This window comes from Spiroplasma apis B31 (assembly GCF_000500935.1).
Classification (GTDB): domain Bacteria; phylum Bacillota_I; class Bacilli_A; order Mycoplasmatales; family Mycoplasmataceae; genus Spiroplasma_A; species Spiroplasma_A apis.
Window position 1 is genome coordinate 135,949 of the sequence record NC_022998.1, and the last position, 11,668, is coordinate 147,616.

The 11,668-nt window shown below is 31.6% G+C and carries 6 protein-coding genes and 11 tRNA genes; all 17 read left to right on the top strand.

The features are described 5' to 3' along the window. Nucleotides 1-42: 42 nt before the first annotated feature. Entirely contained in the window at nt 43-2,916 is a 2,874-nt protein-coding gene (locus SAPIS_RS05140; protein WP_023788900.1) for a glycoside hydrolase family 18 protein, read from the top strand. A 101-nt stretch (nt 2,917-3,017) separates the two neighbouring features. Further along, nucleotides 3,018-3,143, top strand: a complete 126-nt coding sequence (locus SAPIS_RS05560) for a hypothetical protein (protein ID WP_023788901.1) — start codon at nt 3,018-3,020, stop codon at nt 3,141-3,143. Nucleotides 3,144-3,197: 54 nt separating this feature from the next. Further along, entirely contained in the window at nt 3,198-4,256 is a 1,059-nt protein-coding gene (gene potA, locus SAPIS_RS00620) for a spermidine/putrescine ABC transporter ATP-binding protein (RefSeq protein ID WP_023788902.1), read from the top strand. Further along, nucleotides 4,256-5,269, top strand: coding sequence for a spermidine/putrescine ABC transporter permease (potB, locus tag SAPIS_RS00625; protein ID WP_023788903.1), 1,014 nt, complete (start codon nt 4,256-4,258; stop codon nt 5,267-5,269). The genes potA and potB overlap by 1 nt, the downstream gene beginning before the upstream one ends. Next, on the top strand, nt 5,233-8,370 hold the full coding sequence (potCD, locus tag SAPIS_RS00630) for a spermidine/putrescine ABC transporter permease/substrate-binding protein (protein WP_023788904.1): 3,138 nt from the start codon (nt 5,233-5,235) through the stop codon (nt 8,368-8,370). The genes potB and potCD overlap by 37 nt, the downstream gene beginning before the upstream one ends. A gap of 62 nt (nt 8,371-8,432) precedes the next feature. Further along, a tRNA-Cys gene (locus tag SAPIS_RS00635) sits at nt 8,433-8,507 on the top strand. 202 nt (nt 8,508-8,709) lie between these two features. Continuing rightward, a tRNA-Arg gene (locus tag SAPIS_RS00640) sits at nt 8,710-8,786 on the top strand. Nucleotides 8,787-8,831: 45 nt separating this feature from the next. After that, nucleotides 8,832-8,908 (top strand) — tRNA-Pro (locus tag SAPIS_RS00645). A 25-nt stretch (nt 8,909-8,933) separates the two neighbouring features. Beyond that, nucleotides 8,934-9,009 (top strand) — tRNA-Ala (locus SAPIS_RS00650). A 7-nt stretch (nt 9,010-9,016) separates the two neighbouring features. Beyond that, nucleotides 9,017-9,093, top strand: a tRNA-Met gene (locus SAPIS_RS00655). 23 nt (nt 9,094-9,116) lie between these two features. After that, nucleotides 9,117-9,193, top strand: a tRNA-Ile gene (locus SAPIS_RS00660). A 49-nt stretch (nt 9,194-9,242) separates the two neighbouring features. Further along, a tRNA-Ser gene (locus tag SAPIS_RS00665) sits at nt 9,243-9,335 on the top strand. Nucleotides 9,336-9,343: 8 nt separating this feature from the next. Further along, nucleotides 9,344-9,419 (top strand) — tRNA-Met (locus SAPIS_RS00670). A 4-nt stretch (nt 9,420-9,423) separates the two neighbouring features. Further along, nucleotides 9,424-9,500 (top strand) — tRNA-Asp (locus SAPIS_RS00675). A gap of 8 nt (nt 9,501-9,508) precedes the next feature. Then, nucleotides 9,509-9,584: transfer RNA gene (locus tag SAPIS_RS00680), tRNA-Phe, on the top strand. 131 nt (nt 9,585-9,715) lie between these two features. Then, nucleotides 9,716-9,792, top strand: a tRNA-Ile gene (locus tag SAPIS_RS00685). A gap of 79 nt (nt 9,793-9,871) precedes the next feature. Then, nucleotides 9,872-11,659, top strand: coding sequence for an MATE family efflux transporter (locus SAPIS_RS00690; protein WP_023788905.1), 1,788 nt, complete (start codon nt 9,872-9,874; stop codon nt 11,657-11,659). Nucleotides 11,660-11,668: the final 9 nt, after the last annotated feature.

Genomic DNA, 11,668 nt, shown 5'->3' on the forward strand with positions numbered 1-11,668 from the left:
AAGTTGTTTAAAATAAATAAAAATAATAAAGGGGCTAAAAAAATGAAAAAATTATTAATTGGATTGTTGACAGTATCTATGTCAACAGCTGTTGCTTCAAATGCAGTAGCGTGTACAAACTTTAAAGTAAATGAGTTAAACGAACCTTTAAAGATAGAAAATCCAAATGCCGATGGGGGCACAAAGCAAGGTGAACAATTACTCAAAACTTATAACAAATCAAAATCAATGAAGTGAGGAGAAGTTTTAACAAAAGATTATAGTTCATCAAGTGAAAAAGGTCCTCAAGCTAGATCTGCAAATTTATCTAACTCTATTACAAAGTCAACATTAGCAAAGAAACAAATTCTTAATATAACTGATAATTTATCATTTACACCTTATACAGATATCGGTATAGTTAAAGATACTGCTGAATACCTTTTAAAAGAGAAAGGTGTTAGTTCAAACCATCACGGTGATGCTGAAAAAAGTCTAATTGACAAGAATAACGAGTATAATAACCTAGGTAAATTAATTAACAACAAAGAAATTTTTAGTGATAATGACGGCATAACATTAGGTTTTATGCAAAATGCTAGCGACGAAGATAACTTAGTACCTATGTGAGACGCCGCACCAAATAGGAGTTCAAATAATTCAGCTAAATGATTTGAAAAAAGATTTGAAGAATGAACAAACAACGGTCTAAAAACTGAAAAATTAACCATATCATTTGGACCGTTTGCAAATTCCCTTTGACATGAAGCATATAAAAATAATTTAACAGAAGAAGAATTAGCAGATAAGTTACAAAAGATTTCAGAGAATTACTCAACAAAAAAATTCGACTTTTACTTTGCAGCACCTTATTTGTCAAATAAAGGTAGCTATGCGGATTCTCAAAGACTTTTAGCAGGGGCTTTAAAAATACTTCTAGAAAAACATAATGATTTTGATATAAGATTGTCCCTTGTTGTCTCAACAGAAGATGGAATCTCAAGTGTCGCTGGACAAGAAAGTTGAAATGGAGATATTTCATTATTATCAGATGAGGAGTTTCCTTTATTCATGTTCACCAAGTACTTGGGTACGAATTTTAGATTAAATCTAGTATTACCATATTTGACATATACTGATAAGCACTCTTCAAATGAAGATTGAGAATTACCAATCATGAAAAAAGCAATTGAGAATACAAAAAATACTTGAAAGATTATGAATCAAAATGTTAATGAAAATAATCAGACAAGAGATGACAAATTTTATTTTAAACATATGGGAGTTACTCCTTGAATTGGTAGACGTGCAGAAAAAGCGGTTTATAATTTTACTGCTAAGGATGCATTGGAATTGAGAAAATTTGCAGTGGAAAAAGGGTTAGGACAAATCTCGATGTTCTACTTAACAAGAGACTATCCGTCTAAGTTTGAAAGTAATAATGAAAGTAAGGAGGCTTTAGCTGATAAAAATCCACTAGACCAAAACATAAGATCTGGTGCAGGGTTTGAAAAACTTACTTTTGCTAAGATATTATCAGGTCATTTAAATGAAGCCAAAGACGAAGTAACAAAAGCTGAGGATTTAGAAAAATTAGATGGATATATTGACTACGATAAGAATATTAAAAATAATAAAGAGCTAGACAAAATTATTCAAAAGGAGCCTAATCAATGAGATGGTGTATCAGGAAGTACGCCAGGTGACGGTAATGTTGTAGCACCATCTACACCAAGTACTTCTTCTAAATCTAATTACATATCTTGAAAAGACGCTAACCCGAACCGTAGCTCTAAAATAAACCAAAAAGCAACTCCAAATGGTAGCACTTATTTTTCTCCTTACCTAGATGCCGGTCTATATGAAGGAAATGATATATCAAAAATAAGAGAGGTTTCTGGTTTAGATCACTTAACACTAGCGTTTGTTCAACAAGTAAATAGTCATAGTAATTATCTTGATTTATCAATAGCAGGTATTGAAAATAAAGGAGAAGGATTCGATTGGTGAGAAAAAAGTCAGTTATATGAAAAAGATTTAAAACCATTAATTGAATCAAATAACTTTAAAAATATTAAAGTAGCATATGGTGGAGCAACAACAGGGGGATATATTGAAAAAAACCCTTGAAATGTGGCTTATAAACAAGCAAATGGGGATATTAATAAAGCTGCAGAACTATTGGAAGAAGCCTTAATCAAGTTCAACCAAAGTCTTGTAGATTTAGCAAAAAGAAAAAATCATAATGTTGAAATGCCAAAAAACATAGACTTTGATATTGAAGGTCAAGCTCAAAATGATGAAACAGGTAATGCTGTTTTGGCTAAAACATTAGCAAATATGAAGAAAAAAGACAGCTCATGAAACTTTTCTATAACACTTCCAGTACTTCCAACAGGGTTAACCAGCGTTGGATACAATGTTATGGACAAGTTTACTAAGGCATACAAAAATGCTGGAATTTCATACAAGGATTTACCAGTAACAAACTTAATGTTGATGGATTATGGTAATCCAATATACGAAGAGGCAATACGCCAAGGTAAAACAAACTTTGACTTAGCTAAGGAAGCTGTTGATAACACAAGAGACAATATAGCAAAATCAATTATGAACAATTACAAAGTATCTGATTTATTGAAAAAGGACATCTATAAACTTATTGGTGCGACTCCTATGATTGGAGTTAATGACACTGTTTCTGGAGTGTTCACTTTAGAAGATGCAAAAGAACTTTATAATTGAGCACAAAATGTCGGATTGGCTTATCTTTCAATGTGATCTGTTAACGACGACCGTGGAAAAAATGCAAATGGCGTTGGGGTAGCAAAATCATTAGTTAATCATGGACTTAGTTATTTAAGAGAATATGATTTCTCAAAAGCATTTAATGGTTCATGGGATGATGGTGTTAAAAATCCTAGCGATAAAGCTTAAATATATATAAATTAAAGAGTGTTTAAACTCTTTTTTATTTTCAAAAATGTTTTAAGTGTTATAATAAATTTTGAACGAATTATTTTATAGGAGGTAAAGCAATGAAACTAATAGATACAATAAATATTTCTCAATATATTATATCTGAATGATTAGATGTTGTTATTACAAGAACAGAATGATTCGAAAAGATATTAGAAACTGAATGACTCTCCCTGAATGCGTAATAACTTAGATTACGCGATCACAATTAAATACTTTACTTAAAGGGAGAAAACACAATGAAAAATAATAAAAACATTTTGGAAATTCGTAACTTGACTAAAAGTTACGATGGAAAAGTTGTTTTAAGAGGTGTTAGTTTTAATGTCCACGAAGGAGAGTTCATAACTCTTTTAGGTCCTTCTGGTTGTGGAAAAACCACAACCCTAAACATAATCGGTGGACGTGAAAAACAAGACTTTGGGGATTTGCTTTTTGAATCAAAAAACTTAACTCCAATACCCAGCAATAAGCGCCAGATTAACACAATTTTTCAAAATTATGCCTTGTTTCCTCACTATGATGTTTATGACAACATAGCTTATGGTCTAAGAATCAAAAAAATGAAAGAAGACCTTATAGAACAAGAAGTAATGAAATATATCAAAAAGTTCTCTTTAGAAGGTCATGAAAATAAAAGAGTTCATGAACTTAGTGGTGGTCAAAAACAAAGGGTGGCAATCGCCAGAGCCTTAGTTTTAAAACCTAGAATATTGTTACTTGATGAACCAATGTCGGCTCTTGACGTACAATTAAGAAAAAGAATGCAAAACGAGTTAAAAGATTTGCAAGAAGAAATTGGAATAACATTTATCTTAGTAACACATGACCAAGAAGAAGCACTAACACTAAGTGATAGAGTTGTCGTTATGAATGAAGGTAACATACAACAAATAGGAACACCAGAAGAAATTTACAATGAACCAGAAAATAGATGAGTTGCAAACTTCATCGGAGTTTCAAATGTCATTGACAATGGTGTTATGATAAAAGACTTAAGACTTAAATTTGATGGAAAAGAGTTTGATTGTATAGACAAAGGTTTTGGTGAAAACGAAACTAATATTGACATAGTTATCAGACCTGAGGATATCAAGATTTCAGAACCCGGAAAAGGTTACTTTGATGGTATCGTTGAAAATGTTATTTTCAAAGGTGTTCATTATGAGATAACTATCAAAACTGAGTATAGAACATTTGTTGCACATACAACCGAGTTCCACGATTTTGACAAGAAAGTTTCTATAAAATGATTTGACAATGATCTTCATGTAATGTGAAAAGAAATTGACGATTAATGATTAATCAAGATACTACAAATGTTTTAAATGACAATCTTGACTTAGATCAAGAAGTTGAACATGAATTAGAAGATATTGAAATAATCGAATCGGAAGGTGAAAATCAAGAATTCGTCTATCCTAAAAAAAGTCTTAAGGAAAGAATCGGCAATTTCAAAGTTGTCAAAGCAATGAAGGGGAAAATATGACCAGTTTTATTACCCTTCATACTTACAATGGTAATTTTAGTAATATTACCATTATTAGGAATCATAATATTTGCAATAGTTAAGCCAACTGGAAATAGTCTTAAGTTTTCTGTAAACTTAGATAATTTTTGAAAATTGTTTAGCTCATCAGGAATAATGTCTGTTATGGGATTATCACTTTTATATGCTTTTATAGCAAGTATTATTTGCGTTATAATGGCCTACCCAATAGCGCTGATTCTATCTCAATTAAAAAGTAAATGAGTAGCTAAAAACGTATGAATATTATTAACTTTACCAATATGAATTAGTATGCTACTAAAAATACTTGGTTTGAGAAGTTTATTTTACTTAATGGGTTCAACAACAATAGGAACTCCGTTTGCAGTTATAATTGGAATGGTTTATATGTTTATACCATTCTCAATTTCTCCAATATATAATGCTCTAGAAAACCAAGACCCAAATTATTATCAAGCTGCGCTTGATTTAAAAGCCAGTAAAGCAAAAGCCTTTTGACATATAACTTTTAGGCAATCTTTACCTGGTATTTTCACAGCATTTACATTAGTGATTGTTCAAGCAGCAACTTCACTACTTATTGTGAGATATATGGGTGACGGTAAAATTAATTTAATTACCACAATTATTGAAAACTACTTTTTCAAAGGATCAGACTTTGGATTTGGAGCTACAGTAGCTGTTGTCCTTGCTGCCCTACTATTTATAATAATGGGGTTAATGAAATTAATTTCAAATAAATTTGAGGTAAGGGGGTCTAAAAAATGAAAAAATTCATTAAATCAAGTTACTTCGCAATAATACTATTATTTATTTATGTACCAATTGCAGTTATGATGTTTTTTTCATTTAACTCTGGAAAAACTCTTAGCTCATTTGAAGGTTATAGCACTGAATGATATAGTTACTTTCTAAGTTACTCACCATTCGTTAAATCAATTATCGTATCACTATTTGTTGCAATGGTATCGACAATTATATCTGTTGTAATTGGTGTTATGGCTTGTGTTGGTTTAGCGAGAATCAAAAGAAGACAATCTAACAACTGAGTGCGTGTAGCAAATATACCACTAGTAAATGCAGATGTTATTACAGCTGTTGGACTGATGCTATTATTTGTTATAGCAGGTTTAAAGTTTGGAGCTTTTACTCTAATTGCAGCACACGTTTCATTTAACGTGCCTTATGTAATAATTACTGTTCTTCCATTTATGCTAAGATTAGATAAAAATATTTTGGAAGCATCTAAAGATCTTGGTGGAACACCTACAAAAACATTTTTTAAAGTTGTATTACCAATTCTTACACCTTGTATAATAACTGCATCAGCAATTTGTTTTGCTATGAGTTTTGACGACTTTATAATTTCATATTTCACAGGTGGTGGACAAACTAACGTATCAACATTTATTTATACTGCTAAAAAAATGCAACCATATATAAACGCTTTTGGTACAGTGCTTGTAGCAGTTATATTATTTGTAATCATCATCTGAAATGCAGTTCATCTTTCATTTCAAAAAGCAAATGAAACAAAGAATCAAATTAAAAAAGGTGAATATAAAATAAAAAAAATAAGTCAGTTAAAAAAGAAAATTGCTTATTACAATAAATGTGTTGAAACAAATACAGTTCTTAGAAGAAGTATGAATATATTCAAATGAATTAATTATGGAATTATTTCATTAGAAGTAAAAAGGTTAAATGCAATTAACCACAACGCAAAAATTAGTAAACTGGAGTGAAAACTTGATAGAATCTCAAATGAAATAAAAGAAGAGAGTAGATTGCAAACAATTCATGCAAAATTAACTCTTAAGAAAAGTCAATTGAGTTCTAAACTTGCGTTATCAAAAAATGAAAAGAGAAATAAAAAACTATCTTCATTATTGTCTAAGTTAGATAAAAAAATTAGTTATTATGAAAAAGAACTTGATTGAATCAAAGAAAGAGACTCTTACGATAAAGAGTTAGCTAATGATTTAATTAAACAAATTAACAATTTAAAAGAAGAAAAAAATGGTTTGCAAAACCCAAGTCAAAGTCTTATTACATGATATGATAAAAAAATTGCAAAACTAACTATAAAAAAAGATCAATTGATTGAAGGAAGAAATAACTTTAAGCTTCGCTCAACAATCGAAAAAATACAAGCAGTTAAATTAAAAACTGATGAGAAAATAGCTAAAAAATATCAAATGCTAGAAGAAGCTAAATGAAAAGTATTCAAAAAAGTTTCGTTCTCAAATGCATTAGATAAAGCAATTATCAAGCTAGAAGCATCAAAAAACAAGCTTTCAAATTATCAAGAGAAATTAGCATCATATGAAGAAAGAAAATCAAAAGTAGTTGATTCAAAGTTAGCAAAAATATTATCAAATATCAAAAAGAACAATGAAAAACTAGAAAATATTAAGATTGATACAGAAAAGAAAAAAGCAAAATACTTTCCTGATGTATTGTCTGCAGATTACGTTTCAACAAGAAACAGATGATTCAAAAGAAACTGAAAACAACTTTCAATGGGAACTATTCTTTTGGGTTCATTCTCATTAGTTACAACAGCATACATTATGAACAATATCTATGATTTGGTTATTGGTAACTGAGGAAGTTATATTGATCCAAAATTACTAGCGCAATTTGAATCTGAAAATAATGTTAAAATAAACTATCAACAGTATGACTCTAACGAAAGTTTATATAACAAAAACTACACTTTCAATTATGACATCATGGTTCCAAGTGACTATATGGTTAAAAAAATGGCCGAAGAAAATATGTTACAAGAAATTGATTGATGTAAAATAGAAAATATCAAAACTCCTAATGAGTTATTGAATAAAAAAGAATGCTCTGATAAAAAAGATGAAAATGCAACTGAGGCTATAAATGATGCCCTGCAAGAAACTATGAAATTAACAACAGTTGGAAAAAATGAAGATTTAAATATACTTTCATATTCAGTGCCTTATGTTTGAGGAGATGTTCGAATAGTTTTCAACTTAGAAAATGAAAATGTCTTAGAGTTTTTGAAAAGTCATAATGAGGGAGAAGATATTTCATCTCCAGAAAATAACCTGATTTATCAAAATACGGATACTCAACCAGAAGCTGATGGTTGAATACTAAATGAAAAAAATTTAAGTTGAAATATTTTATGAGAAGCAGCTCAAGAAAATCTTAACGTTGCACTTAATGAAGACCCAAAAAACGTATTTATGTATGCGTTTGAAAAATTATATGGAAATGTCGAATCTGTACCGAATAAAGATGATAACAAGACATTACCTTCAAGAATGGAACAAATTGACAAAGCAGCCGAAGCTGTAATAGAACTATTAAAACCTAGAAATGTTGGGGTATACGGAGATCAATTAATGGATAAAGTTCATGATGGTGATTATGATATTGCTGTTATGTATAATGGTGATGTTTTATGATCACTATCACCTGATTATGAATCAGAAGGCGGAGAAGAAGACAGTCTTTCAAAACAAGAAGCTAGTGCAGAAGGTGATGAAGAAGAAAATGCTGAAACTCCAAAAGTTATTACTGGTGTACCTGGTGCAAAATCAGAACTTAATAAAGACAAAAAACAAAAAACAAATATTTTTAGTGACGACTTAGTTATCAGTAAAAGTAACCGTAATATTGACTTAACATACAAATTTATCAACTTTATCTATTCTCACGAAAGTCAAATGGCTATCGTAGAAGAAACAAGCCAAACTTCTCCTTTGCAAAGTGTTATTGATAAAATACAAGAAGGCTATGGAAAAGACTCATTATATGCTAAATGATTTTTACCTTCAAAAGAAGGTGAACCATTTGGATTCAATGAAGAGTTAGATAATTATTTAGTTGATAGATACAACAACATAATAGCAACAAAAATTTAAAGTTAGAATTTTCTAACTTTTTTTAATTTAGAGTTCAAATTTGTTATAATATTTTTTGTAATGGTACCATAGCCAAGAGGCTAAGGCATGGGACTGCAACTCCCTGATCGTCGGTTCGACTCCGACTGGTACCTCCAAAATGAAATAAATAATCAAAACCCACCTCGGTGGGTTTTAAAGTACTTGTAAATGTAAAAGTTGCAACTATTTAACAAAAATTGAAAAAAATATATACATTAAAAATATATTTGTTATAATAAATATTGTCGATTTTATAACAAATCGCAATAATTATTAAAAATTGTATTATAATATTTTTGGTTGTTTTTATTATTATTTGCGCCCTTAGATCAATTGGATAGATCGTTTGACTACGGATCAAAAGGTTAGGGGTTCGAGTCCCTTAGGGCGCGCCATTTTAGGAACAACTAATGAATATTCAAAATTAATATTCATTACTTCGGGAAGTGGCTCAGCTTGGTAGAGCATTCGGTTTGGGACCGAAGGGTCGCAGGTTCGAATCCTGTCTTCCCGACCATTAATTTAATATTTATTTTATATATGGGCCCGTAGCTCAGCTGGGAGAGCACCTGCCTTGCACGCAGGGGGTCGACGGTTCGATCCCGTTCGGGTCCACCATATATATGGCGGGGTAGCTCAGCTGGTTAGAGCGCTCGGCTCATACCCGGGAGGTCAAGAGTTCAAGTCTCTTCCCCGCTACCATATATTTATCAATTTTATATTATGGACCTTTAGCTCAGTTGGTTAGAGCATCCGGCTCATAACCGGATGGTCATTGGTTCGAGTCCAATAAGGTCCACCATAATTTGACTCTAGATAAATTCGCGAATTATGTGGAACGAAATAAATACGGAAGATTACCCAAGTCTGGCTGAAGGGGTCGGTCTTGAAAACCGAGAGTCGGGGAAACCCGAGCGGGGGTTCGAATCCCTCATCTTCCGCCATTTTATATCGCGGGGTGGAGCAGTTGGTAGCTCGTCGGGCTCATAACCCGAAGGTCGTAGGTTCAAGTCCTGCCCCCGCAACCATTTTGGCCCCATAGCGAAGTTGGTTATCGCGCCTCCCTGTCACGGAGGAGATCACGGGTTCGAGTCCCGTTGGGGTCGCCATTATTAATGGTTTTGTAGCTCAGTTGGTAGAGCAGTTGACTGAAGCTCAACGTGTCGGCGGTTCAATTCCGTCCAAAACCACCATTATTGAAACTGCGACATCTTAAATAAAGATGTTTTTTTTATTGATTGATAAAAAATCATAATTAATAATTTATTTTTATAAAAAAAGTTTGCAAATTATGAATGATTATCTTATAATTAATATTGTTTTACGGAGCATAGCTCAGCTGGTTAGAGCGCACCCCTGATAAGGGTGAGGTCGGTGGTTCAAGTCCACTTGTTCCGACCATTTAGAATCAAATAAGGCACTTCATGTATTTTAGGGAAGTGTCTTTTCTTATTAAACATTGAAAATAGAAGGGGTAATCATGAAAGAAGACAACTACATCTTGAAAGAAAAAAGTCTTGATACTACAACTATTCATAAAAAGAATAAAGTTAAAAAAAGATTTTTTGCAGAAAAACAATGATATAAACTGACGTTGACAATAATTTTATGATCAGTACTCCAAGAAGTTATTATGGCTTCTACAGATTTGGTCGACAATATTTTTGTTAACCATCTTAGGCCAGAACATATAAATGGGTTTCAAGAATTGTTAAACTACATTAAAGACTCTGGTTGAAAGGAATTATCAACAAACCCTGATTTTTTGAAGCTACTTGAACAAAACGGATTATTAGGTTACGCTGGTGATGGTATGTTTTATGAAGCGGGTCAAATAGGTGTTAATGCGGTTTCAGCAAGTAATCAGCTATATATAATTATGTTTTGTATGGTTTCTGGTTTCTGTTATGGTGCTGGAATATTTTCAGCACAATATTTCGGTGCGGGTGAGTATCAAAAACTAAAACAAGTAACAGCCTTGAAAATGTATTTGACATTATCAATAACAGTATTATTTATGCTGTTTGCTATACCAGGAATTACTGAGAAGATGATAGGATTCACCACTCATCCTTTAAATGTATCTAAACCAACTGACCAACTTGTAGCTGAAAAAGACTCAATTATGTCTTATTTTAGTTACTTTCAAAACGAAGCAGCAAAGCTAGCAACGCAAGAAGGTGTCAGATATTATAGAATAGTTTCAATGAGTTACATCTTATTAACAATTAATCAAGTGACTGTAACTGTTTTAAGAGAAACAAGAAGACCATTTTATTCTTTATTTATGGCGTCAATATCACTTGTAGCTAATTCAACTTGTAATATATTCTTAACATCTCCAACATTTATCCCAGGATTTATAGGGTTTGGAGTTGAAGGTTCTGCATATGGAACAGTTGCTTCTAGAATAATGCAAACTATATTCATTTTTTGCTTATTATCAATTAAAAGATTCGAATTCATTCCTAGAATCAAACATTTTTTGATAAATAGAATCATTGTAAAACTTGTTCTTTTGAAGTCTATTCCGATTTTATTTAATGAAACACTTTATGCATTTGCACAAGTATTACAAGTTAAATTGAGAGCTTTATACTCCGTAGAGTCACTAACGGCTAATGCAATGTATGAAACCATGTTAATGGCCTTCTTCTCGCCAATGTATCATGGTTTAAATGCCGGTATATCAACCCTGGTTGGAAATGAGCTAGGAGCACAAAGGTTTGATAAAGCTAAATACAACGCTACTCATTTAATGAGACTAAGTTTTGTTATAGGTATATGTTTTACAGCATTATTATCTGGTCTTTCATTTGTAATTCCAAACTTGATATTCCCTAATGCTCTTCCTGAAGCAAACAGGATTGGTATATGAATGATTTTTATATATACTATGACTTATCCAGTTATTATGATTAATAATTGTTGTTACTCCGTTCTAAGAGCGGGTGGTAGTGTTATAAGTTCATTCTTGATGGATTCTGGATTTAATTGAACTATTCAAATTCCAACTCTAGCATTTCTTATATTAGCTAACAAACACATTTTCCCAGAGTCAGGGCTATTCACCTTAGACATCGTATGAGTTCATTTAATTACATGTCTATGCGAAACATTTAAGTTGATACCTGCATTAATTTTATACTTCAAGAAAACATGGGTTAGAAGTTTAATTGAACCTAAAGAAGAAGATCCAACATATATTTTAACAGCAGACGGAAAATCAAAAATTGACGATCTCAAAGAAGTAAAATCAACTAATTAAAGTTGATTT